The organism is Shinella kummerowiae, from assembly GCF_009827055.1.
In the GTDB taxonomy this organism is placed as follows: domain Bacteria; phylum Pseudomonadota; class Alphaproteobacteria; order Rhizobiales; family Rhizobiaceae; genus Shinella; species Shinella kummerowiae.
Genome location: NZ_WUMK01000001.1, coordinates 203,615 through 227,742, shown reverse-complemented (window position 1 = coordinate 227,742; position 24,128 = coordinate 203,615). Strand labels below are relative to the sequence as shown.

Here is a 24,128-nt window from a genome sequence, read left to right as displayed (position 1 = left end):
AAATGGCCGCAATCATGGCTAGAAGGATGCGGAATCGCATGGTTTCGCTGCGTCGTCTTTTCCTGTCCAACGAGGATGGCCTTTTGCCAATGTCCCGCCTTCTGTTCGTCCTGCTGACGGTTCTCTCGTTTGCCGCAGCGCCTGCCGTCGCACAGACCGCGGCAGCGCCTGCCACTGATACGACGACGACACAGCTTGAGCAGGCGAGCACCGATCTCGACCGCGCGGGCGGGCAGCTCAACACCATCCGCGATCAGGTCGAACGCTACAAGGACGATGATGCGCAACTCGTCGACCTGAAGGTCGCGGCTGAGGCACTCAACCGCTCGATTCTCTCGATCTCGATTGCGACGCGCCCCCGGCTGGAGGCCATCAAGGCCCGCCAGGCCGAACTCGGCGATCCGCCGGGCGAGGGGGCTCCGGCGGAAGCGGCCGTTGTCGTCGAGGAGCGCAAGAAACTTGCCGCCGAACGCAATGAGATCAATGCGCTGACCGGCGAGGCGGAAAATCTCTCGATCGAAGCGACCAAGCTTTCCAACCGCATCACTGAAATGCGCCGGCAACTGTTCAGCGAGGCGATCCTCAAACGCACCGACGTGAACGCGGATCTGTTCATGGAGGCTTCCGGGGCAATCACGAAGGAAGCGCAGACGCTTAACCGCACTGTGACGGCGTGGATGCAGTTCGTCTGGAAATTCAAGCGGATGCAGCTTTTTGGTGCTGTCGCGCTCTCGCTGCTGGCGGCGCTTGTCCTGCTCTCCGGCAGCTATCGGCTGTTTGCACCGCTCATCACCCGCGCGGCGCGGCATGATAAACCGCACTACATCACGCGCCTGTCAGTCGCCTTCTGGTCGACGGTGCTGCCGACCATGGCCGCGGCCGCCTTTGCCGGGGCCAGCTATTTCTTCCTGGATGCGTTCAAGGTGTTGCGCACCGACATCGCGCCGATCATTTCGATCGGGCTTGCGGTGGCCGTCGCGGTCTACTTCATGGCGCAGCTTGCCAATGCGGTGCTGTCGCCGAGCGACGGCCATTGGCGTCTGGTGCGGGTTTCCGACCGTGGCGCGCAGCTCTTGTGGCTGCTGATCTGCAGCATGGCGCTCGTCAACGGTGCCGACTATTTTCTGGGAACGATCAGCGAAGTCCTAGGCTCGCCGGTGGTTCTGACCGTCGTGAAAAGCTTCTTCGCCTCGCTCATCATCGGCGGGCTGCTCCTCGTCACGGCCTTCATCAAGCCGGTATTGTCCAAGGGCGAAGCGCCGGATTCGCAGGGCCGACCCTGGCCACGGTCGATTTTCGTCCTGCTGATCCTGACGGGTCTCGTGCTCATCTTCGCGCCCTTGCTCGGTTACGTCGGCATGGCGCGTTTCATCGCGACGCAGATCATCGTTACGGGCGCGGTGATCGTCACGATGTATATCGGCTTCCTCTCCGGGCGCGCCGTCTCGGCCCCGAGCGCATTTGCCGAAACGGCGGTGGGCAAGCGTCTCGAGGAGCGTTTCGGTCTCGGGCAGGTCGCGCTTGATCAGGTGGGGCTCGCCGCCGGTCTCAGCATCTATCTCTTGATCTTCATCCTGTTCATTCCGCTGATCCTGCTGCAATGGGGCTTCCAGGTCGCCGACATCGAATCCTGGGCCTATCGTTTCTTCACGGAAATCCGCATCGGCAGCATCACGATTTCCCTGGTCGGCATCCTGGTCGGCATCCTGCTTTTCGTCGTCGGCCTTGTCGTCACGCGCTGGTTTCAGAAGTGGGTGGATGGCAATGTGCTGGCCCGCAGCCAGGTGGATGTCGGGGTGCGAAACTCCGTGCGCACGGCGGTCAGTTATGCTGGCGTGGCGCTTGCGGGCCTCATCGGCCTGTCGGCGGCCGGCATCAATCTTTCCAGCCTTGCCGTCGTCGCCGGTGCCCTCTCGCTCGGTATCGGTTTCGGTCTCCAGAACATCGTATCGAACTTCGTCTCCGGCCTCATCCTGCTCGCCGAACGTCCGTTCAAGGTGGGCGACTGGGTGGTTGCCGGCACGACGGAAGGGTTTGTGCGCCGTATCTCCGTGCGCGCCACGGAGATCGAGACGTTCCAGCGCCAGACGGTGATCGTGCCGAACTCCGTGCTGATCAACGGCCAGGTCGGCAACTGGACGCATCGCAACAAGCTTGGCCGCATCGAGGTGGCCCTCAGTGTTCACGCCGGCAACGATCCGCGCCGTGTGCAGGACATCCTGACGGAGGTTGTGCGGGCGCAGCAGGGGCTGCTGCGCAACCCCGAGCCCATGGTGGTCTTTCAGGCGTTCTCGTCGACCACGCTCGACTTCGAGATCCGCGCGTTCCTTGCGGATATTCTCAACGGCACCGGTGTGAAATCGGAGCTGCGCGCCGCCATCTTGGAACGGTTTCGCGCAGAGGAAATCCCGCTTGGCGGGCCTGCGGCGCCGGAAGTGCCGATCAAGATCTCGCCGGAGGGCGCTGAACTTATCACGGCGCTCCTCGATCAGGCGACGGAGAAGCTGCGTGCCCCTGCCGCTGGTCGGCGCCGCAAGACGGCAAACGAAGGGCCGGACGCCGAGCCGGCTGCCTGATTTCCGGCGCATGAACGCCGTATTCACGCTGCATTCAGCCGTCCCCGCATAAAACGTGATGCAAATCCGGTCGAGGAACGATAGTGTTCCTTCGGGCTTGTTGAACAGGGGCGGCGCTTGGCGCCGGGCGAAAATGAAGCGAATGATCATGATGCTGGTGGTGTCGGCCGTTCTGTCCGCTCCGGCCGTGGCTGCCTCGGTGACCAACAAGGATGGCGACACGCAGGTCCTCGTCATCGTCGAGGACGGCAGCCGCGTGGAAGTCGCGCTGGAACCCGGCGCCACGGAAACCATCTGCCCCTCCGGCTGTTTCGTCACGCTGCCGAACGGTGACCGTATCGCGCTGAATGGCGGTGAAGAGGTCGAAATCCAGGGCGGCTCCGCCTCCGTCAAGTAATTTCTCAAGGACACGAAGAACGGCGCGGAAGAAAAACCGCGCCGTTCTTTGTGTTTGCCGACCTGCGGCAACGCATGGCCTCACGCGTTTTCATGCCCTCTAAATTTAACGCTTTCGCAAAGGGTTGCCGGATACCCATAGATTGGGGAACATCCAAATTACGAAGGCATGTCATGGCGTTTATCGGCATATCCGGGATGCAGTATTCCGGCGCGTCTCTTTCGCACCACCGTATTCTCGTCGCAGAAGACTCGAATGTCTTCACCTCCATGATCTCAAAGCGCCTGAAGGAGCTTTTCGACATCGATGTCGAAATCTGCCGCAACTTCGAGGATCTGGAACTTGCCTATGACAAGTCCAGTGACAAGGTTACACTGGCAATATCCAACATCAATCTTCCCGGTGCCGAGAATGGCGAGGCGCTGAACTACCTGGTCGATCTGAGTATTCCGACGATTGTCTTTACCGGCACATTCCAGCAGAAGACGCGCGATCAGCTGCTCTCCAAGGAAATCGTCGATTACATCCTCAAGGACAACATCTTTGCCGTCGACATGCTTGCGGAATCGGTCTGCCGTTTCCTGACCAATCACCAGCATCATGTGCTGATCGTCGATGACAGCGCGACGGCGAGGGCCCTTCTTTCCACCCGCCTCAAGCGCTTCAATTTCCGTGTCAGTATTGCTGACAATGGCGCCAGTGCGCTGGCGCTGCTGAAGGCCAATCCGGATATCGGCCTGATGATCACCGACTACAACATGCCGGATATCGATGGCTTCGAATTGACGCGGCGCATCCGCGGGTCCATCGGATCGCACCAGTTGCGTATCATCGGCGTGTCCTCCTCCACGGATCGCCTGCTGTCCGCGCGCTTCCTCAAGGCCGGCGGCAACGACTTCATCATGCGGCCGTTTATCGACGAGGAATTCTACTGCCGGGTGAACCAGAATCTTGACACACTGACCCAGATCAAGACGGCTCAGCAACGGCTATCGGCCTGAAATTCCGGCAATTTCTGCAATGCACCCGGATATGTCCCTAACGTAGCGTGAGATATTTGCCGACGTATTAACCACTTGGTAAAACCAGTGGTTTGTAATGCTTGCCAGACGGAACTTCATCTAGGGTACTGGACGACGTGGGAGTGGATTCAAATCCGCAGCGAGGACCTGCATTTCTGCGCCATTCGGGGCAGCAGGTATTGCTCGTGGAAGACTCGCGCATGTTCTCCACGGCGCTCAAGTACCGGCTGGAGAAGGAGCTCGGGCTTTGCGTCACGCATTGCTCCAGCATGGCTGCGCTGCGAGGCACCCTCCAAGGAGAGGCGCCGGAATTCGCGCTAGCCGTTCTCGACCTGAACCTGCCTGACGCGCCGAACTGCGAGGCGCTGGACTATGTGATTTCCAAGGGCATTGCGCCGCTGGTCTTCACCGGATCCTTCAGCGATGCCACCCGTGACCAGATCCTCGCCAAGAACGTGCTCGACTATGTCGTCAAGGACAATCCGGCGGCGATCCAGCAACTCGTCCTGGCCGTCGACCGTATCCTCACCAGCGGAAAGACCCAGGTTCTCGTCGTCGATTCGGATCCGGAGAGCTTGCAGCGGCAGGTGAGCCTGATTGCAAAGCAACGCTTTCAGATCATCGCGGTCGAAACGGGCGCCGCTGCCCTCGACGTGCTCGATACCCGCGGCGATATCGATATGGTGGTTGCAGACCTCGATCTTGCCGACATGGATGGTTTTGCGCTGCTCGCCGAGATCCGCCAGCGGCATGGCGACGACACGGTCCGGGTGGTCGGTCTGTGCAAATCGGAAGACCGCATGGTCGCGGCGCGCTTCCTGCGGGCCGGCGGCGATGAATATATCCAGAAACCCTTCTTGGTCGAAGAGTTCAACAGCCGCGTCTTCCATGTTGCCGCAATCCAGAAGCGCGTTCAGTCGCTGCATCGCATTGCCGCGCGCGACTATCTCACCGATATCTATAACCGCCGCTACTTCTTCGAGACCGGCCCACGGCTTGTCGATCAGGCGCTGCGGCGCGGCGAACTCGCGTCGATTGCCATCCTCGATATCGACCATTTCAAGCGGCTCAACGATACCTACGGCCATGAGGTCGGCGACATCGTTCTGAAGGCTGTGTCGCGTCGGCTGAAACACCGGATCAACGACCGACATCTGCTCGCCCGGCTCGGCGGCGAGGAGTTCGGCATCATCTTCAGTGGTCTGGGGCTTGAAGAGGCGCTGGATTACTGCGAGCGGCTGCGTCTGGAATTGGCGGCCCAGCCGATCGAAGCGGATGGCGAGGCGGTAACGATCACGGTTTCGGCGGGCCTTGCGGCCATTTCCGGCCGGGAAACCTTCGACAACTATCTGAACGCCGCGGACCAGTTCCTCTACATGGCAAAACACGCCGGCCGGAACCGGGTCTTCTCCGAACTTTCCCTGATGAGCGCGCTCGCGAGCTGAAAACCCCGCCACGGGGACGGGGTTCTTGTCTTTTTCCTTCGATCAGCGGGCGATGGCCGACAGCGTCAACTTACGTTCGGCGCGCTCCTGCTGGGGCGAGCGGTTGTAGAGTTCGCGGTAGCACTTGGAAAAGTGCGAGGCGGAGACGAAGCCGCAGGCAACGGCCACTTCCACCACCGGCATGGACGACTGCACGAGGAGGTGGCGCGCGCGATCGAGCCGGATTTCGAGATAGTAGCGGGCCGGCGAGCGGCCCATTTCCTGCCGGAACAGGCGTTCGATCTGGCGTCGTGACAGATCGGCGTCGTCGGCGATTTCCAGCAGGGAAAGCGGCTCGGAGAGGTTCTTCTCCATCAACTCGATGATCGACAGCACCTTGGCGTTCTGCACGCCGAGACGGGCGCGCAGGGGCAGGCGCTGGCGATCATGCGGGCCGCGCACGCGGTCGGTCAGTGCCTGTTCGCAGACACGGTTGACGAGGTTCTCGCCAAAATCCTGGTCGATCAGGTTCAGCATCATGTCGAGCGAGGCGGTGCCGCCGGCGCAGGTATAGATGTTGCCGTCGATTTCGTAGAGATCGGCATAGACGTCGGCCTGCGGGAAGGCTTCGGCAAAGCCCGGCAGGTTCTCCCAGTGGATGGCGCAGCGCTTGCCCGAGAGCAGGCCTGCCTGCGCGAGCACATGGGCGCCGGTACAGAGCGAGCCGACCGCAAGGCCGCGGTTATAGACCTCGCGCAGCCAGGCATTCACCGACTTGTTGGAGAAATCCTCGACATAGATGCCGGAACAGACCAGCACCATGGAGGGGCGGTTCTCACCGCCGAGATATTTACGCTCGTCGGCAAGCGACGAGTTCACTTCGATGCCGATGCCGCTGGAGGACAGCACCTGCTGGCCGTCCGTCGACGAAAGCCGCCAGGTATAGGCCTCGTAGCCGAGCATGCGGTTGGCAATGCGCAAGGTCTCGATCGCCGCCGAGAAGGGCAGCATGGAGAAGTTGGGCACGAGGAAAAAAACGAGGGAGCGCTTCTTGACGTTCTGCTTGTTCATCAGAGTGTCCATACTGGAGGCACGATGTCGCAATGGTCGCAGGGAGAATGGCCGCCATGCTAGTATTTTTGCGACACAGAAAAGGATGGTTACGACTGCGCTGCGTCGCGTATCGTTGAAATGTCAGGGCGTTCGGGCGGAATTATGACATTTTGTTCGCGCTTGCACATTTGCGACCCCTGCGGATGCGTTGTCCGATTGCGACAGGCCCAATCCGGCCGCCATTGCCGCCCGTTCCGGTTTGACAATGAGGGGCGCTCCGGCCAAATACGAAGCGGATTTCAGAGGGATGAGAAGATGCTGCCAGACGGATATTCGGACGTGCCTGCGGGAAAGCTTGCCGCGGTCGTGACGTGCCTCGAAATGCAGGCGCCGCCACCCGGGCGCAAAGACCCCGAGCAGCTTGGAATCACGCTGGATCGCATCGAGCGGCCGGATGTCGCCTGGTATCGCGACCTCTACAGCCGTATCGGCACCGAATGGCTCTGGGCCTCGCGCCTCGCCCTGGCTGAAGGCGATCTCGCTGCGATCCTCCATCATCCCGATGTCGAGGTCTATGCGGTAATGAAGGATGGGCGCGCCGAGGGGTTGCTGGAACTCGATTTCCGGGAGGAGGGCACCTGCGAACTCGCCTTCTTCGGCCTGACGCCGGCAACGATCGGCAACGGCACGGGGCGGTGGCTGATGAACAGGGCGATCAGCCAGGCGTGGTCGCGGCAAGGACATGCGCCCATCCAGCGCTTCTGGGTGCATACCTGTACGCTCGATTCGGCGCAGGCCCTGGGTTTCTATATCCGCTCGGGCTTCACGCCGGTGAAGCGACAGATAGAGGTGTTCGACGATCCGCGGCTGACGGGTGTGCTGCCGGAAACCGCAGCGCCGACCGTGCCGGTCATTCGCCCATAAAGAAAACCGCCGGAGAGACTTTTGAAGGTCAGCTCCGGCGGTGCTTGGCGTCGTCGTCTTTCGGCGGATTGCCGCAACAATCATCCGTCATCGTGTGGTCTTGTCCCAGGAGCGGTAGCCGATGTCCTTGCGGAGATCATAGGGCATGCTTTCCTGTTCGCGCTCGGCGCGATGGCGCTGCCAGGCGGTTACGGTCCGTTCGACGAATTCACGCACGATATGCGACAGGCTGCCGGCATCGCGGGTGCTCGATGCACGCCGTACCGGACGATGTTCCAATGCTATTGCCATTTTCAGGGTTCCTTTCGAGCTTGGGAGGTTTCGAAAGGTCGCGACCTTGATTGTCACTATGCCGCAACCTCATACATCAATCCAACGAATATATTTGATTGGATAGATCAGCGTTCCTCATGGTTGACGATGGTCGGCCAATTGATGTCCTGCTTCAGATAGTCAGGCAGTTGCTCCAGTTCCTCAGCCGTATGGCGGGCGGTGTTGCGCCTGCGGCGCGCCTCGATGGCGTCGCCCACGAAGCGCCGTATTGCGTAGTAGAATCCGTTTCCGCGGGCACGAACGGCAAGATCAGCGCCGGCTGCGTACGATTTTTGCGTTTTCATGGCGTTTTTCCTTTCCTTCGGTGTCTCTGTAGGTTGACTATCCGCCCATCTCGGTTTTCAATCAAACGAAATGAAGTGACGTTATGCTTCAGAAATTCTGATCCATGGAGGCAAGCATGAATCTGCTGATGCGCCAGACGCTCCCCCTGCTGGAGCTCGATATCCTGAAGACCTTCGTGGCGATTGCCGAGACCGGCAACTTCACCACCGCCGCCGAGACGGTGCACCGTACGCCGTCGGCCGTTTCCATGCAGATCAAGAAGCTGGAAGAGCTGCTCGGTTGCTCGCTTTTCCGTCGCGATGCGCGCTCGGTCGTGCTGACCCATCACGGCGAGGTGCTGCTCTCCTATGCGCGCCGGCTGATTGCGCTCAGCAACGAAGCGGTATCGCGCTTCATGATGCCGGAGATGAATGGTGTGGTGCGGCTCGGCGCGCCCGATGATGTGGGCGAACTTATCCTGCCGGAGGTGTTGCGACGGTTTGCCGAGACCTATCCGTCAATCGCGGTCAATGTTTCCATCGAGACGAGCAGCAGCCTGCGCCGCGCCGTTGCCGAACGCCGGCTCGACCTCGCCATCTTCAACTCGGCCGATGGCACGATGCCGGTGCCGGGGGAGGTTCTTCTGAAGGAGCAGCTTGTCTGGGCGGGCAAGAATTGCGGCAATGCGCATCTGAAGAACCCGCTGCCGGTTTCCGTCTGGGAGGAAGGCTGCATCTGGCGTGCACGGGCGCTCGAGGAACTCAGCCGCTCGGGCCGTGATTTCCGCGTCGCCTATTTCTGCGCCCACCATATGGGCCAGCGTGCGGCGATCCGCGCCGACCTTGCCGTCGCGCCGCTCGCCCGCTTCCTCGTCGGCGACGACATGGTGGCGCTCGGTGAGAAGGACGGATTGCCGGATCTCGGCCACTACCTCATCGGCCTCGTGGTCAACGAAGACGCCGATACGCCGGCACTGGCCGTGGCGGACTATATCCGCGCGGCCTTCGCCCGCATCGAGCGCCGGCCGATGGATATGCTGCAGGTTGCCTGCTGACATTGAAGGCCGGGCGTGAGCCCGGCCTTTCTGCCTATTCGTAGGAGTAGGACGCGCACATTTCCGCGTTGCTTGTCGGAACATCGTCCGTCGAGAAGACAGCAACGGTCGTGGTGTCGGCATCGCCCCAGGAGGCGACATAGGTCACGGGCTGGCCGCACAGCCGGTTGCCATTGAGAAGAACCGGATCCTTTGGTTCGGCAATGCTATAGACAGAGCCATTCACCGTCTTGCCATCCACCACGAACGTATCGCCGATAAGCTCGTCGAAGGTGATCTGCTCGCCATTTTCGAAGGTGATGCCGAAATCGTCGAACTCGATGTCGCCGGTGATCGCCATCGCCGTGTTGCTGATCGCCGCATAGGTGTCGGCGAGGGCAGGCGAGGCGATGGTCACGGAGAGGGCGAGGGCAAGCAGGCGTGCTTTCGTCATGGAAAAGTCTTTCGTTGTTATCGGCACGTCAATATCTGCGGCAATTCATGGTCCGGCTGCTCTCGGACGAGGAAAAATCCAGGGTGTCCGAGGTGATCTCGGAGAGAGTGATGTAGACCTCGTCCGACAGGAACAGCGTGTAGGAGCCGTCGGAGCCTTCCTGGACCTCCTGAATGTCATAGCTGTCGTCCCCGATGCTGTACACCGTGGAGCTGAAGACGAAGGGCGCGCCGTCGCACTCCCATTCGCCGGTGAAGGCATAGTCCTCCTGCGCCCGCGCAATGCCGCTTATGGCAAGAAGGAGGAGGCTGGCGGCGGCAAGGCGTGCAAGCGACATGGGCGGGCTTTCGTGCGCTGGAGGACGGCGAGGGATCACGCCGTCGATATCCTCATCAACGCGCGAGCGCCTTGCCCTATTCTCGCACCATGGCGATAAACTGCCGAAAACAAAGCGAATTTTGTCGGATTGGTTTATCGATATGGTAACCGCGCCAGCGTGGTGCGGTTACTCGCGGCTGCGGCGTCTGCGGCGTCCGCCACCTTCACCACCGCCGTCGTCGGACAGAACCTTGCGCTCCGGCAGCATCACGACTTTCGCCAGTTCCGGGAAGGCATCAACCTTGTTCGGCAGAGCCATGGCGTTGACGAAAAGCTGCTGGAAATTCGGCTCCAGCGCTGTCTCGATCTTCTCGATGTGATTGACCGTCTTTTCGATCTCGCGGCGGTGATCGCGGTTGAGCAGCGCCATCAGCGCGCCCGTGCCGGCGGCATTGCCGACCGCCTTCACCTCGTTGAGGTCGCAATCCGGGATGAGGCCGAGCACCATGGCGTATTTCGGATCGATGAACGAGCCGAAGGCGCCGGCAAAGCGGATCGTATCGACATGATCGACACCCTGCTTTTCCATCAGAAGCTTGATGCCGGCATAGAGTGCGGACTTGGCAAGCTGGATGGCGCGGATATCGTTCTGCGTCACCGTGATGCGCTGTTCGCCGTCATGCAGCAGGTAGGAGAAGGTGCGGCCGTTCTGCAGGATGCGCGGGCTCTTTTCCGCCATCGTGCCATCCACGACGCCATCCTCGGAGATGATGCCGGAAAGGTACATTTCCGCGACGACCTCGATGATGGCAGAGCCGCAGATGCCGGTGACGCCGACGCTTGCCGCAGCCTCGGCAAAGCCTTCTTCGTCCGACCATTTTTCCACGCCGATGACGCGGAATTTGGGTTCCAGCGTCTGCGCGTCGATGCGCACGCGCTCGATGGCGCCGGGGGCCGCACGCTGGCCGGAGGAGATTTCTGCGCCCTCGAAGGCCGGGCCTGTCGGTGAGGAGGCGGCGACGACGCGCTGGCGGTTGCCGAGCACGATTTCCGCATTGGTGCCGACATCGACGAGCAGCATCATGCGATCCTGCCGGTAGGGGCCTTCGGAGAGCGTCGCGCCCGCCGCATCCGCGCCGACATGGCCGGCAATGCAGGGTAGCGTGTAGAGCCGGGCGCCGCGGTTGACGTCGATATCCAGTTCATGTGCCCAATATTGCAGGGCGCCGGAGACGGCGAGCGCAAACGGCGCCTGGCCGAGTTCCGTCGGGTCGATGCCGAGGAAGAGGTGATGCATGATCGGGTTGGCGACGAACACCATGTCGAGAATGTCGTGCCGGTCGACCTGGCCCTCTTCGCAGACCTTGCCGATGAGACCGTTGACGGCTTCGCGCACCGCCTTGGTCATGGCCTCGCGGCCGTCCGGGTTCATCATGACGTAGGAGACGCGGCTCATCAGGTCTTCGCCGAAGCGGATCTGCGGGTTCGACGTGCCGGAGGAGGCGACGATGCGGCCGGAGAGCAGCGAGACGAGATGCATGGCGATGGTCGTCGAGCCGATATCGCAGGCGATGCCATAGGCCTCGTTCTTGAGGCCCGGCCACAGGCTGGCGATGAAGGGGCGCGATGAGTCCATGTCGCGGTGGATGGCGGCGGTGACGCCCCAGTTGCCCTTGCGCAGGATCGACTGCACCTGCGGAATGAGGTGCGGCGCGATCAGCAGGTCCTTCCAGCCCCAGTCCTTCTCGAGCATCACCTTCAGGCGATCGAGATCGCCGAGCGGCTTGTGCATGTCGGGTTCGTCCACCTCGACATAACACAGCTGGACGGCGGCGTTGCGCTCGATGACACGGTCGGTCGCGGCCTTGCGCACGACCTGCGCGTTGATGACGGTGTCCTGCGGCACGTCGACGACGAGGTCGCCGAGGATGAGGGCGGAACAGGAGAGGCGGCGGCCATCCGGCAGGCCGCGGATCTTTTCGTAGCGCTCTTCCTTCGGGCCTTTTTCCGAGATGTGGTCGAGCGAGGAGACGATCTTGTGCTTGGCGAAATTGCCTTCCTGCACCTCGATCTGACAGCGTCCGCAAGTGGCACGCCCACCACAGACGCTCTCGACATAGACGCCGAGTTTTCGCGCGGCTTCGAGCACCGGCGTACCGATCGGGAAGCGGCCGCGTTTGCCGGAGGGCATGAAGAGGACCAGTGGTTCTTTTGCCGAAACTTCGGTCATGATGGTCTCGTTCTCACCTTCGTAGCGCATCGATCGTACTTTCCTGTGGGGTAGAACCCGTCAACCCTTCTTGGCGGCGAGCCGCCGCACGTTCCGGCGCACGCGCTTGCCATAGGGCTTGATCGCGGCTTCGGACACGGCGCGGGCCGTGGCGGAGGGCGAAGCCGCCGTCATCATGGCCTTTGCAACTGCAAAATTGGCCGCCACGACGCTTTCCGTCGCGGCAGCCATCTTCTCGGTGATCATCCGGCTCATCTCGGCCGTATCCTGCTTCGAGCCCGTCAGCGCCGCCATCTGCATCTCGTGGCAGCGCATGGCGATGACGAGGGGGGCCTGCAGCCAGAGGCTGAAGGCATCGCGAGGAAACTGCCGCCCGCTCGCCATGTTATTCTCGTGCCGCGCCGGCGCCGGCGCGGGCAGCACGACCACCACGGCGACCGCCGGCCGCCGGGCTTGCAGACGCTGCTGCAACGGCACCGCCTTCCGCTGGCTTGTGATCGCGGTAGGTCATGATCCAGTTGGAGCAATTCGCATCGGTGCCGTTGAGCACGTTGGCGGCGCGCACGGCCTCCATTTCCTGCGGACGGCAGGGGTTCATGATGGCCGACGTCATGCCGGCGCCGATGACCATCGGGATGAAGCCGGCATTGATGCCGTGACGGTGCGGCAGGCCGAAGGAGATGTTGGAAAGGCCGCAGGTCGTGTTGACCTTCAGCTCGTTGCGCAGGCGATAGAGCAGCTGGAAGACCTGGCGGCCGGCATCACCGAGCGCTCCGATCGGCATGACCAGCGGGTCGACGACGATGTCGTGCGGCTTGATGCCATGATCCATGGCGCGCTCGACGATCTTCTTGGCGACGGCGAAGCGCACGTCCGGATCCATCGAGATGCCCGTCTCGTCGTTCGAGATGGCAACGACCGGAACGTCGTATTTCTTGACGAGCGGCAGGATCGCTTCGAGCTTCTCTTCCTCACCCGTGACGGAGTTGACCAGCGGGCGGCCCTTGGCGACCTTGAGGCCGGCCTCGATGGCGGCGGTGACCGAACTGTCGATGGCGAGCGGAATATCGACGAGGCCCTGGACGATTTCCAGCGTCTGGACGAGCAGGCCCGGCTCGGTCTCGTTCGGGTTGACCGAGGTGACGCCCGCATTGATGTCGAGCATCGTCGCGCCGGCGGCGACCTGTTCCAGCGCGTCCTTGATGACGGTGTCGAAGTTGCCCACGATCATCTCGGCGGCGAGCTTCTTGCGGCCGGTCGGGTTGATGCGTTCGCCGATGACGCAGAAGGGCTGGTCGAAACCGATGATGATTTCGCGGGTGGCCGAGGCGACGATGGTGCGTGTCATTTAGTGTCCTCTGGGGCGGGGCGCTCGACCACGTCTAGCGCGCGATTTCCGGTGTTACAAGCGGCGTTCCGGCTTGTGGCCGGCGCGCGATCAATGGGGGTGATGGGCGGCTTTTTCCGCCATCTGCTGCTGGTTCTGTTCGACGCCTTCGCGTGTTCTCTCGATGCGCTCGGCCACAAGCTGGTCGACGGGGTTCGGTTCGCGCTTCCAGGGCTTGCGACCCTTCAGCACGCCGGAATCATGCACGATCTCTGCGACATATTCTTCCTGGCGGTAGGCCATGACGTGCACGCCGGAAACGCCCTCGATCTCCTTCACCTCGTTGATGATGTCGATGCAGAGCTGTTTGCCTTCCTTTTTCTGGTCCTGCGCGCCTTCCAGACGCGTGATGACGGAATCGGGGATGTGGATGCCGGGCACGTTGGAGCGGATCCACTTTGCCGTCTTGGCCGACGCCATGGGGCCGACGCCGACGAGGATGAAGCACTTTTCGTGCAGGCCGAGGTCGCGAACCTTCTTCATGTATTCGCGGAACATCGGTACGTCGAAGCAATATTGGCTCTGCACGAACTGCGCGCCGGCTTCGATCTTCTTGCCGAGGCGGTACGGGCGGAAATCGTAAGGTGGGGCGAAGGGATTGATGGCAGCGCCGAGAAAAACCTTCGGCGGTGTGGTCAGCTTGCGGCCCGACAGGAATTTTCCGTTGTCGCGCATGATGCGCACGGTTTCGAGCAAGGACATGCAGTCGAGGTCGAAGACGGGTTTTGCTCCCGGCTGGTCGCCGGCCTGAACGCCATCGCCGGTCAGGCACATCATGTTCGTCACGCCCATGGCCGCACCACCGAGAACGTCGCCCTGGATGGCGATGCGGTTCTTGTCGCGGCAGGCGATCTGCATGATTGGCGCATAGCCCATGCGGGTGAGCAGTGCGCAGATGCCGACGGAAGACATGTGGCAATTGGCGCCCGACGCATCGACGGCGTTGATGCCGTCCACCCAGCCGTCGAAGATCGCGGCGCGTTCGTAGACGTCTTCCGGATTGGCGCTGTCCGGCGGGTTGAGTTCGGTGGTGACCGCGAACTCGCCGCGCCGCAGAACGCGTTCCAACCGGCCAAGCGAGGAGTGGCCGGGCAGGGGATCGAGCGGCAGGTGGGCACCCAGCGGGTTCTCGTCGATATGCGCCATGGATCAGGCGTCCTTTCCGGCCGCTGCCGCGGCTTCACGCGCCGCGGCGGCTTCGGCCGTCACGCGCAGCCAGGAGGAGGTTTCGCGCAGCGACTGGTTCACCGGCTTCTGCACGTTCATGATGGCATTCCCCTTGGTCATGTTCTGCGAGCCCTTCCAGGCCTGGACCCAGACGCAGGGCATATCCGGCTCCACTTCGCAATTGCCATTGGCGCGAACGCCGCCGCACGGGCCGTTGCGAAGCTGCTTGGGACAGTTCATCGGGCAGGACATGCCCGTGGACGACAGTGCGCACTGCCCGCACATGCGACAGTCGAAGAGGAAACCCTTCACGTGCTTTTCGACGAAGGTGATCGGCCGTTCAACGCGCTGGTAGCCGAAGAGTTTCCACACCGGATGCAGCAGCAGGAAGACGTCGGCGAAACGGTGGTAGAACCATTCCAGGAAACGGGAATTGCGCACGGCCCAGAGGCGGACCGTATATTTGCGGCGCGCGCGGCGGCTCGGCGACACGCCAGCCGGTGTGAAGGCGCCTGTGGCGGCCTTCGAGGCAGGCGCGGCATTGCCGGGTTTCGGGTCAGCCATTCTCGCGGCCTCCGGATTTGACCAGGCTGACGAGGCGTTCGCGGTCGTAGGCTTCCTCGAATTCGGCGGCGGCCTTGTCAGCTTCGGCTTCGAGGTCGTCGGAAACTTGCACCGGATCAGCCTTGCGCCATTCGGCGAGGTAATCGTCGGTTTCGGCGGCACCCGTGCGCATTGCGCACATGTCGATTGCCTCTGTGAAGCGTAGCGACAGTTCGCGCTTGGCCGTCGTGCGGCCCTTCTTGATGATGACCTGGGCGGGGATGTCACGCCAGTAGACGATGATGCGGTCTGCCATGTCGAAAATTCTCCTCGTGCTGACAATGCTGTGTGGCCGCGTCGCGGGCTTCACTCGCCACGACTGCCCCATGCTCAAAAACGACGCGGGATTTCCCTGTCCCCGGGGATTTACCAGATGCCGCGCGTCACGCCGTTCCAGAGCCACGTCCAGATCGGCGGATGATACCATTGCCGCGAGGGTGCCGCTATTTTCAAAGGCTTGAGGTTGCCGGTCACGGCGTCCTGCAAGGCGTCGAGAATGATGCCCGTAGAGGCCGCCGTCTGGAGTAGCGGATAGGTCTGCATCGTGTCGCGTTTGGAGGGGCGAATTCGCTGCTGGTAGAGCACGCCGCCGGTGTCCACGCCAGCATCGACGAGATGCACCGTGGCGCCGAAATTCTCCGCGTCCGCCATGACAAGCGACCAGTACCCACCCTGGAGACCGCGATATTGCGGGTTGATGCCTGCATGGAAATTGAGAACCGGGCAGGAGATCGCATCCAGCGTCCCCGCCTTCAGCATACGGGTGCTGACAAGCAGCAGGACCGCCGGCTGGATGTCCGCAAGGACCTTCAGAAAGTCCGGGCTGTCGGCAGACGGAACGGCCACACGGCGGATTGTCGAGTCGACGAGAGGGTTTGCGCCGAATTCCTCAAGGATTTCTGCCGCGCGTTTGGTCGTGAAGCGTTTTCCGTATTTCGACACGATCATGGTGGCGAGCTGGCCGAGTGTTTGCACCCAGCCGAGCTTTCGTGCGCGCCGCCTGATGAACAGCTTTTTCGATTCCGGCTGCTCCTCGATGACGACGAGGTTTGGGAAGACGGTCTTTACGGCGTTAACGACGGTTTCCGGATTCGGGCCGGGCTGGATGAGCACCGCCACCGTTTCCGTCCGTATGTCGCGTTCCGCCATGTCCTTGCCTCGCCCATGTCTTTGGGCGCGCATCATCTTAGGCAGGGCTTAGGAAGGGGTAACTGCGATGGCGGATTTACAGTGCAGGGCTAAGGAATGGTTAGCGGGCCCGCAGGAGTTCGCCCGTCAGGTCGCCATAGCCGGTGAAGCGGTATTCGTAGGCGAGGCCAAGATAGTCTGCGGCCTCCTTCGCCTTCTTCTGCAACGCCTCGTCCTCGATCTGCGAGAGATAGACGACCTTGGTGTAGTTGCCGAAATACATGTCTTTCAGTTGCGGGTGGCGATCGAGGCCAAGCGGCTCGATGACGAAGGCGCGGAACTGGCGGGCGAGGAAATCAGTGAGGAAGAATGCGGTGACGTCGTCATCCGTCGCGGCGAAGGCCTCGTTGCCGGCGAAGAAGGAATAACAGTGCGGTCCGGCGATGCGCTCGACGCCGAGCCGCTCGCACACCTTATCGAGCAGGCCGCCGGTGCCGCAATCGGCATAGCCGACGAAGATGCGCTCAAAGCCTTCGGCGCGGGCCTCTTCGACGGCCTTTTCAACGCCGGGGGCGATCTTTTCCGGATGGGCATGCCAGATGGCGGGAAGACAGAGAAGGTCGATATGATCGAGTGCGTTGGCGTCGCGAATGGCCAGAATCTCGCGGGCGATCGCACCGCAGGCGATCACGCGAACTTTTTTCGCGTTCGTGCGTTCCTGCGTCGGACTTCCGAACTGAAGTTCTGTGTCAACCACATCCATGTAGAGGGACCCCGACCATGACTGGGACAAATATGACCCGCATCAGCATCGTTCTCGCCGCACTTCTGGCACTCAGCGCCTGCGGCAACACCATTCGCGGCATGGGACGGGATACGGCCAATGCCGTGGATGCGACACAGGACGCCGGCCGAAGCGTAGAAAACGCCGCAAACTAAAAGTCGTCAACGAACGGCGCCGTTTCAAGGCGGCGCCGTCCGGAATTTAACGTCTGGGCTCAGCCGGCAAGCATGTTGTGCTTGCGTTTCATGAATTCCTTGGCCGTTTCGACAGCCACCGCGGCGTCACGGCAGTAGGCGTCAGCGCCGACGGCCTTGCCGAATTCCTCGTTCAGCGGCGCGCCGCCGACAAGCACGACGTAGTCGTCGCGCAGGCCCTTTTCCTTCATCGTGTCGATGACGACCTTCATGTAGGGCATGGTGGTGGTCAAAAGCGCCGACATGCCGAGGATATCCGGCTGCTCGCGCTCGATGGCTTCGAGATAGTTTTCGACCGGGTTGTTGATGCCGAGGTCGATAACGTCGAAGCCGGCGCCTTCCATCATCATGCCGACGAGGTTCTTGCCGATGTCGTGGATGTCGCCCTTGACGGTGCCGATCACCATCTTGCCCTGCTTCGGCGCACCGGTGGCGGCGAGCAGCGGACGAAGGATATGCATGCCGGCCTTCATGGCGTTGGCCGAAAGCAGAACTTCCGGAACGAAGAGAATGCCGTCGCGGAAGTCGACGCCGACGATACGCATGCCTTCGACGAGCGCCTGGGTCAGGACGTCGTAGGGCGCCCAGCCGCGCTCGAGCAGGATGTTCGTGCCCTCTTCGATTTCCTCTTTCAAGCCGTCGTAGAGGTCGTCGTGCATCTGCTGCACAAGTTCTTCGTCGGAGAGATCGGCAAGAATGATTTCGTCGTCAGACATGGCAATCCTCACATATTGAAAGCGATACGCGTGCTTTCGGGGTTCTATCGTTGAATACAGTTAGCGTCATTGCATTGCAAAGCGTTTTCGATTGCGACGCCGTGCTGGGCGAATTGCGACGATGTCGCATTTTCGTCAGTTGGCGAAGCGGCAGTTTCGTCGACCGGCGCCCGGGGCGCCGACCAGCTTCTGCTGTATTAATAATTGTAATAACCGCTTTTTAAGGCTTCATGAATATTTGATGGGATGACACCGAAGGATCCTCCCATGCGCTCCATCCTGCAACACCTGCTCGTTCTTGCCACACTCCTCGTAAGTGCGCCGTTCGCCCATGCTGACGATGTGCTGTTTACCGTCCGAAGCGCCAAAGGGGATTTTCCGGTGACCGAAGCGGTGGTCGAGAAATTGGGCACCGTCACCTACAAGGCGCTGGCGCCCGGCATGGACGATGCGTTGCATCAGGTGCGCGGGCCGCTGATACGCGACGTCCTAAAGGCGGCGGGCGTAGAGGGCACGACCGCTGCCGCTGTTGCGCTCGACAAATATGAGGTCGAGATCCCAATGGCCGATTTCACCACGCTCGACGTGATCGCCGCGATCGAGATGGACGGGGAGCGGCTCACGGTCCGGAGCAAGGGGCCTGCCTGGATCATTTATCCGACCGGCAAGCATACCGAGCTCCAGAAGGATCCGGTCTACGAGGCACGCAGCATCTGGCAGCTTAAGGACCTTGTCGTAAAATGAAAATTCCGCGGCTCAACGCGTCGGGCCTCCTCTGGATTCGCTTCCCCGCCATGCTTGGCCTTCTCGCGGTGATGCTTGTTGTCGGGCAGGACGGCGTCAAGAAGGTCGCGGACGGCATCAATCTCCGGCTGTTCAACTCGGCGCGCTTTGAAGAAGCGACGCGGTCGGAGATGGAGTTCAACGACCTTCTCAACAAGGCTTACCGCTTCACCCAGGGCGACGGCACCGTCAGCCGGGAGGATGTGCGGTTCGCGCTCGATATCTTCTGGTCGCGGATGGATACGCTGCGGACCGCGAGCTACAGGGATGCGCTGGCCAGCGGCGAGGTGCGCGAGACCGCGATCGTTTCGCGCGTCTTCGCGAGCCTTCCCAGGCTGGACGCGGCGGTTCTTGCCCTGGAAGCCGGAAATCCGGCGAGCTACAAGCAGGTCGGCGACTTTGCCATGGAGTTTCAGGCGCCGCTTCTGGAATACAGCGATCGCTCGTATACCGCGCGGCGCAATCAGCTTCGGGAACTGGTGGAAAAGGAAAGACAAAGCCTCGACGATCTCCGGTCGATACAGATCGAGTTCGTCGGCCTTTCCTGTCTCGTGCTCATCTACGTCCTGGTGGAACTGTCCCTGTCTCGGCGGATCAATCGCCGCCTGAAGGTGGCGCTTGAAGACAAGCGGCGCCTGCTCGCGTCGGATCATCTGACCGGCATCGCGAACCGCCGCCATTTCGAGGAGGCGCTCGCCGAACAATCCATGCAGGGGAGTTTTGCCGTCGTGCTCGTCGATCTCGACGGTTTCAAGGGCGTCAACGACACGCTCGGCCATGCGGCCGGCGATCATGTGCTGAAGGCGGTCGCCGAAATTCTCGATAGCCTGCGCCTGGAGGGGGATATCGTCTCTCGACTCGGCGGCGACGAGTTCGCCATTCTGCTCGACGGATCGCGGGAGCGGGCGCGCCACTATGCGGAGGCGGCCGTGGCGCGCGTCTCCACCGGCTGTTTCTTCGATGGCAAGCCCGTGCGCATTTCCGCCAGTCTCGGCATCGCCCATATCGACGACGCCCGCATGGGCGCCACGCCCGAGCAGATGATGAGGGATGCGGATGCCGCGCTCTATGTCGCAAAGGCGGCCGGTCGCAACTGCATCCGTTTTACCACGCCCGACATCATGGCCATGAGCCACCGCAAGCAGGCCCTCCAGGTGGAGATCCGCTCCGCGATCGAGACGGGGCAGATCGATGTCGCATTCCAGCCGATCGTTTCGCTCGCCGATGGGCGCGTCACCAGCCTTGAAGCGCTGGTTCGCTGGGAGCATCCGGATCTCGGCCTGATCGACCCTCATGAACTCGTCGTCGCGGCGGAGCAAGCGAGTGAAATCCTGCCGCTGACATTGTTCGTCATCGAGCGGGCCTGCAATATCCGCAGCACGCTCGGAGCCTGTGGCCGCGACCTTCAGGTTGCCGTCAACGTTTCACCGCGTCTTCTCACGCTCGAACGGTTTTCGGACGCGGTGATCGACGTCGTGCACCGGCATGCCGTTCAGAGGGGCGGCCTGCTGCTGGAGCTGACCGAAGATGCGATGATGGACGAAAGCGAGACGGTTCTACGCAACATCGAACATCTGCGCGACGGCGGCATCGACTTCGCCGTGGACGATTTCGGGCGCGGCTACTCCAATCTCGGGCGCCTGGCAGGCCTGGAGTTTCGCCGCGTCAAACTCGACAAGTCGTTGATCGACAACGTGACGAGTTCGGCGCGCACCGTCGACATCGTGCGCGGGATCGGCCGCATGGCCGCGGATCTCGGCATGGATGTGGTTGCGGAGGGGGTGGAAACGGCGGAGCAGTTTGCCGCTCTTCAAAGCCTCGGCATTCCGTTCGCGCAGGGCTACCATTTTGCCCGCCCGATGAAGCCGCTTCTGTTGTTGCCATTCCTGCTCGGCAAGCCCCTGCCGGTCGAGAAGCGCACCTTGCGTGCCGTCCGCTGAGCGCTCACTCCTTTATCCAGCACTGTTTTTGAACGGGCAGGTCTTTCGCCATTCCGCGCCGGGCTGCTTTTCGTTATCAGGGACGCCCGTGGCGCTTTTAGGAATGTCCCTTTTGCGGCATTGTTTAGGATCGAAGCGGTTACAGGGCCGCCAGGGTGGCGTGCTTGAGAGGAATTGACATGGACGACACATCTCAAATGGCAGCCGGACAGGGAGAGGGCGGCGGTCGCCGCTCGCGCGAGGGTCGTGGTGCTGCCGCGCGGCGTGCGTCGCGCACGGGGGGCGGTCCTGGCCCGTCGCTGCCCTACATCACCCGCAAGATCAAGGAATACGAGGTCCTCGACGAGGACGGCCTGGCGCTGATCGAGGCGAATGCCGACCTCATTCTTGAAGAGATCGGCATCGAGTTCCGCGAAGATCCGGAAGCGCTTCAGCTCTGGAGGGAAGCCGGCGCGGACGTGCGCGGCGAGCGCGTGCATTTTCCGAAGGGTCTCTGCCGTGAACTCCTGAAGACGGCACCGTCCAGCTTCACCTGGCATGCGCGCAATCCCGAGCGCAACGTGCAGATCGGCGGCAAGGCGACCGTTTTCGCTCCCGTCTACGGCCCGCCCTTCGTGCGCGACCTCGAGGGCAACCGTCGTTATGCGACGATCGAGGATTTCCGCAATTTCGTGAAGCTTGCCTATATGGCGCCGTCCATCCACTCGTCCGGCGGCACCGTCTGCGAGCCGGTCGACGTTCCGGTGAACAAGCGTCACCTGGACATGGTCTACAGCCACATCAAATATTCCGACAAGCCGTTCATGGGCTCGGTCACCGCGCCGGAACGCGCGGAAGATACGATCGCCATGGCGAAGCTCGTCTTCGGCGACGAGTTCGTCGAGAACAATTGCGTGACGCTGAACCTCATCAACGCCAACTCGCCGATGGTTTTCGACGAGACCATGGTCGGTGCGCTGAAGGTCTATGCCCGTCACAACCAGGCCTGTGTCGTCTCGCCGTTCATCCTGTCGGGCGCCATGAGCCCGGTCACGGTCGCCGGTACGCTGACGCAGATTCTCGCCGAGGTTCTCGCCGGTGCCGCCTTCACCCAGCTCATCCGCAAGGGTGCGCCGGTGCTGTTCGGCACCTTTGCGGCGTCGATTTCCATGCAGTCGGGTGCACCGACCTTCGGTTCGCCGGAGCCATCGCTCGTCTCCTATGGCGCGGCCCAGCTTGCCCGTCGTCTGGGTATTCCGTTCCGCACCGGCGGCTCGCTCTGCGGTTCCAAGGTTCCGGATGCGCAGGCGGCCCACGAATCGGCCAACACGATCAACATGACGCTGCTCGCCGGCACGAATTTCGTGCTGCATGCGGCCGGCTGGCTCGAAGGCGGTCTCGTCTCGTCCTATGAAAAGTTCATGATCGACCAGGACCAGCTCGGCATGATGCAGAAGCTGGCCGAGGGCGTGGACCTTTCCGAAAACGCGCAGGCGCTCGATGCTATCCGCGAAGTCGGCCCGGGCAGCCACTATCTTGGCTGCGCCCATACCCAGGCCAACTTCCAGACCGCTTTCTACCGCTCGCCGCTCGCCGACAACAACTCGTTCGAGCAGTGGGAAATCGAAGGCCAGAAGCGTATCGAAGAGCGGGCCAATGCGCTCTGCCGCACCTGGCTGGAAAGCTTCGAGGCGCCCTATCTCGATCCGGCGATAGACGATGCGCTGCTCGCCTATGTCGCGAACCGCAAGAACTCGATGCCGGACGCCTTCACCTGAAAGGGTCCCGATCGCGCCAGGGAGCAAGGCGGAGCGACACGGGTGGCAGACATGATCCAGAAGGAAGTCTGGCGCCCGCACTATGAACTCAAGGGAGACGTGACCAAGTGAGGGCGCGTCGCCCCGATCTCGACACGATCCGTGCGGCTCTCGAGCCGCACGGTCTTTTTTTGCGCGGTAGCGTCAATTTTTCCGAAGGGGAGGCCGTGCCGACGCTGTCGGATGGCAGCCCTGCGGCGAGCGTCGTGCTCATCGGCAATATCGGCAGTTCGCTTTGGCCGGCCTTTTCGCGCTGGCAGGGGCAGAGGCCGGATCGGGGCGGCAGCGACCCCCTTGATACTTGGTCGAAGGACGTCATCCGGGCCGTCGCCGATACAGCGAATGCCACGCCCTGGTTCCCCTCCGATCCACCCTGGCAACCGTTCCAGCAATGGGCAATGCGTGCGGAGGGCCTGAAAGCCTCGCCGCTTGGCATCCTCATTCACCCCGTCTATGGGCTCTGGCATGGCTATCGGGGTGCGCTCGGTTTTGCGGACCGGGTCGACCATGTCCCGGCAGCAGGGGCACCGCATCCCTGTGAGCACTGTCCCGACAAACCATGCCTCGCCACCTGTCCCGCCGGCGCGGTGCGCCCGGCTGTCTTTGACGTACCGGCCTGTCGCGGGCATTTGCGATCGCCGGAAGGGCAGGGAGGCTGCATGGGGTCGGGCTGTCTCGCCCGTGCCGCCTGTCCGGTCGGTGCAGCCTACCGCTACAATAGCGATCAGCTTCGTTTTCATATGGCGGCGCTGTCGCTGTGATCTTTCGCACAACCGCGTCGCTAAATTCGCCGCATTGGCAGACGAGCCAAGAGGCATGCGTGTTCTTCTGTTTTTCGTCTTTTTCTTTGCCACTTTAGCCTTGCGGAGCACTGCCATGGCCGAGCCGCCGAACTGTGCCGCGATCGAGCATCTTTCCGGCCGCTATACCGTGTGCACCTTCGATCCGGCGAAGGCGACGATCCGGCTTTACGGTGCGGCAACGCTGGGGGCTGGCGGCGCGAGCTATGACCAGTTGAACACATATCTCCTGCGGAACCGGCAGCATATGAGCTTTGCCATGAATGGCGGCATGTACCATGCGGATTACGGCCCGGTCGGGCTGCTGGTCGAGCATGGCCGGGAAACGGGCGCGCTCAACAGGGGCGATGCATTCGGCAATTTCTTCCTCAAGCCGAATGGTGTGTTCTGGGTGCATGACGGCAAGGCCGGCGTGATGGAGACGGAGGCCTATGCGAAGGCGGGGCTTTCGCCGCGAGACGCGACGCAATCCGGGCCGATGCTGCTCGTCGATGGCGCAATCCACCCACGGTTTCTGGCGGACGGCACGAGCCTGCAGATCCGCAACGGCGTCGGCATCCTGCCGGATGGCCGCGTTGCCTTCGCAATCTCGAACGACCCGGTACGGTTCCACGATTTCGCGACGCTCTTCCGCGACCGGCTGCAATGCCAGAATGCGCTGTTTCTCGATGGCAGTATTTCCAGTCTCTACTCCCCGGAAATCCGGCGCCATGACCGTGATGCCAGGATGGGCACGATCATCGCCGTCGTGAAAAATCTGCCGGGCTGAGAAAAATCTTCGCCGCCACCCAAGGATTGCCGC

The 24,128-nt window shown here is 62.0% G+C and carries 26 protein-coding genes; 12 read left to right on the top strand and 14 right to left on the bottom strand.

The features are described from left to right. Positions 1–89: 89 nt before the first annotated feature. The 4 genes from GR138_RS01100 (at position 90) to GR138_RS01085 (ending at position 5,440) form a co-directional block, all read left to right on the top strand. The gene (locus tag GR138_RS01100; protein ID WP_246200241.1) at positions 90–2,576 is read left to right on the top strand and encodes a mechanosensitive ion channel family protein; all 2,487 of its coding nucleotides are present in this window, start codon (positions 90–92) and stop codon (positions 2,574–2,576) included. A gap of 133 nt (positions 2,577–2,709) precedes the next feature. Then, entirely contained in the window at positions 2,710–2,973 is a 264-nt protein-coding gene (locus tag GR138_RS01095; protein WP_069058423.1) for a hypothetical protein, read from the top strand. Positions 2,974–3,146: 173 nt separating this feature from the next. Then, positions 3,147–3,974, top strand: coding sequence for a response regulator (locus tag GR138_RS01090; protein WP_160856770.1), 828 nt, complete (start codon positions 3,147–3,149; stop codon positions 3,972–3,974). A 221-nt stretch (positions 3,975–4,195) separates the two neighbouring features. Further along, on the top strand, positions 4,196–5,440 hold the full coding sequence (locus GR138_RS01085; protein WP_160856769.1) for a GGDEF domain-containing response regulator: 1,245 nt from the start codon (positions 4,196–4,198) through the stop codon (positions 5,438–5,440). Positions 5,441–5,482: 42 nt separating this feature from the next. On the opposite strand, the gene GR138_RS01080 is transcribed toward GR138_RS01085, so the two are convergent. Then, positions 5,483–6,490, bottom strand: coding sequence for a GlxA family transcriptional regulator (locus GR138_RS01080; protein WP_160856768.1), 1,008 nt, complete (start codon positions 6,488–6,490; stop codon positions 5,483–5,485). Between the two features lie 297 nt (positions 6,491–6,787). On the opposite strand from GR138_RS01080, the gene GR138_RS01075 reads away from it, so the two are divergent. Beyond that, positions 6,788–7,396 carry a GNAT family N-acetyltransferase gene (locus GR138_RS01075; protein WP_160856767.1) on the top strand — a complete coding sequence of 203 codons (609 nt, stop codon included), beginning with the start codon at positions 6,788–6,790 and terminating at the stop codon, positions 7,394–7,396. 87 nt (positions 7,397–7,483) lie between these two features. Here GR138_RS01075 and GR138_RS30180 read toward each other — a convergent pair whose 3' ends face one another. Together GR138_RS30180 and GR138_RS01070 are read right to left on the bottom strand one after the other, a co-directional pair. Then, entirely contained in the window at positions 7,484–7,687 is a 204-nt protein-coding gene (locus GR138_RS30180) for a hypothetical protein (RefSeq protein ID WP_202402521.1), read from the bottom strand. A gap of 107 nt (positions 7,688–7,794) precedes the next feature. After that, positions 7,795–8,013, bottom strand: coding sequence for a hypothetical protein (locus GR138_RS01070; RefSeq protein ID WP_160856766.1), 219 nt, complete (start codon positions 8,011–8,013; stop codon positions 7,795–7,797). Positions 8,014–8,129: 116 nt separating this feature from the next. Between GR138_RS01070 and GR138_RS01065 the strand changes: the two genes are divergently transcribed. Next, positions 8,130–9,047, top strand: coding sequence for a LysR family transcriptional regulator (locus tag GR138_RS01065; protein WP_160856765.1), 918 nt, complete (start codon positions 8,130–8,132; stop codon positions 9,045–9,047). Between the two features lie 34 nt (positions 9,048–9,081). Here GR138_RS01065 and GR138_RS01060 read toward each other — a convergent pair whose 3' ends face one another. The 10 genes from GR138_RS01060 to GR138_RS01015 form a co-directional block, all read right to left on the bottom strand. Continuing rightward, positions 9,082–9,480 (bottom strand): hypothetical protein, encoded by a 399-nt coding sequence (locus GR138_RS01060; RefSeq protein WP_246200240.1) that lies wholly within the window; start codon positions 9,478–9,480, stop codon positions 9,082–9,084. Between the two features lie 28 nt (positions 9,481–9,508). Next, positions 9,509–9,817, bottom strand: a complete 309-nt coding sequence (locus GR138_RS01055) for a hypothetical protein (protein WP_160856764.1) — start codon at positions 9,815–9,817, stop codon at positions 9,509–9,511. 168 nt (positions 9,818–9,985) lie between these two features. After that, positions 9,986–12,058 (bottom strand): ASKHA domain-containing protein, encoded by a 2,073-nt coding sequence (locus GR138_RS01050; RefSeq protein ID WP_246200239.1) that lies wholly within the window; start codon positions 12,056–12,058, stop codon positions 9,986–9,988. A 30-nt stretch (positions 12,059–12,088) separates the two neighbouring features. Then, positions 12,089–12,412 (bottom strand): hypothetical protein, encoded by a 324-nt coding sequence (locus GR138_RS01045; RefSeq protein WP_160856763.1) that lies wholly within the window; start codon positions 12,410–12,412, stop codon positions 12,089–12,091. A gap of 1 nt (position 12,413) precedes the next feature. Further along, positions 12,414–13,376 carry a methyltetrahydrofolate cobalamin methyltransferase gene (locus GR138_RS01040; protein WP_160856762.1) on the bottom strand — a complete coding sequence of 321 codons (963 nt, stop codon included), beginning with the start codon at positions 13,374–13,376 and terminating at the stop codon, positions 12,414–12,416. 90 nt (positions 13,377–13,466) lie between these two features. Then, positions 13,467–14,561: a methylenetetrahydrofolate reductase gene (locus tag GR138_RS01035; protein WP_160856761.1), complete on the bottom strand. Its 1,095-nt coding sequence runs from the start codon at positions 14,559–14,561 to the stop codon at positions 13,467–13,469. 3 nt (positions 14,562–14,564) lie between these two features. Beyond that, a complete protein-coding gene (locus GR138_RS01030) occupies positions 14,565–15,146 on the bottom strand; it encodes a methylenetetrahydrofolate reductase C-terminal domain-containing protein (protein WP_160856760.1) in 582 nt (193 codons plus the stop codon). Continuing rightward, complete coding sequence (locus GR138_RS01025; protein WP_160856759.1) at positions 15,139–15,441, bottom strand: virulence factor; 303 nt, start codon at positions 15,439–15,441, stop codon at positions 15,139–15,141. The genes GR138_RS01030 and GR138_RS01025 overlap by 8 nt, the downstream gene beginning before the upstream one ends. A gap of 110 nt (positions 15,442–15,551) precedes the next feature. Beyond that, the gene (locus GR138_RS01020; protein ID WP_160856758.1) at positions 15,552–16,334 is read right to left on the bottom strand and encodes a formyl transferase; all 783 of its coding nucleotides are present in this window, start codon (positions 16,332–16,334) and stop codon (positions 15,552–15,554) included. 100 nt (positions 16,335–16,434) lie between these two features. Then, entirely contained in the window at positions 16,435–17,076 is a 642-nt protein-coding gene (locus tag GR138_RS01015) for a DUF1638 domain-containing protein (protein ID WP_160856757.1), read from the bottom strand. Positions 17,077–17,108: 32 nt separating this feature from the next. Here GR138_RS01015 and GR138_RS01010 point away from each other — a divergent pair, with 32 nt between their 5' ends. Further along, complete coding sequence (locus tag GR138_RS01010) at positions 17,109–17,252, top strand: entericidin domain-containing protein (protein ID WP_246200275.1); 144 nt, start codon at positions 17,109–17,111, stop codon at positions 17,250–17,252. A 59-nt stretch (positions 17,253–17,311) separates the two neighbouring features. Here the strand turns inward: GR138_RS01010 and GR138_RS01005 are convergent, their stop codons facing one another. After that, entirely contained in the window at positions 17,312–18,007 is a 696-nt protein-coding gene (locus tag GR138_RS01005; RefSeq protein WP_160856755.1) for a corrinoid protein, read from the bottom strand. 267 nt (positions 18,008–18,274) lie between these two features. Here GR138_RS01005 and GR138_RS01000 point away from each other — a divergent pair, with 267 nt between their 5' ends. The 5 genes from GR138_RS01000 (at position 18,275) to GR138_RS00980 (ending at position 24,095) form a co-directional block, all read left to right on the top strand. Then, on the top strand, positions 18,275–18,751 hold the full coding sequence (locus GR138_RS01000; RefSeq protein ID WP_160856754.1) for a putative pterin-binding protein: 477 nt from the start codon (positions 18,275–18,277) through the stop codon (positions 18,749–18,751). Further along, positions 18,748–20,730, top strand: coding sequence for a putative bifunctional diguanylate cyclase/phosphodiesterase (locus GR138_RS00995; protein ID WP_160856753.1), 1,983 nt, complete (start codon positions 18,748–18,750; stop codon positions 20,728–20,730). The genes GR138_RS01000 and GR138_RS00995 overlap by 4 nt, the downstream gene beginning before the upstream one ends. A 179-nt stretch (positions 20,731–20,909) precedes the next feature. Continuing rightward, entirely contained in the window at positions 20,910–22,487 is a 1,578-nt protein-coding gene (locus tag GR138_RS00990; RefSeq protein WP_160856752.1) for a trimethylamine methyltransferase family protein, read from the top strand. A gap of 107 nt (positions 22,488–22,594) precedes the next feature. Then, the gene (locus tag GR138_RS00985) at positions 22,595–23,287 is read left to right on the top strand and encodes a ferredoxin family protein (RefSeq protein WP_160856751.1); all 693 of its coding nucleotides are present in this window, start codon (positions 22,595–22,597) and stop codon (positions 23,285–23,287) included. A gap of 115 nt (positions 23,288–23,402) precedes the next feature. Then, positions 23,403–24,095 carry a phosphodiester glycosidase family protein gene (locus tag GR138_RS00980; protein WP_246200238.1) on the top strand — a complete coding sequence of 231 codons (693 nt, stop codon included), beginning with the start codon at positions 23,403–23,405 and terminating at the stop codon, positions 24,093–24,095. Positions 24,096–24,128: the final 33 nt, after the last annotated feature.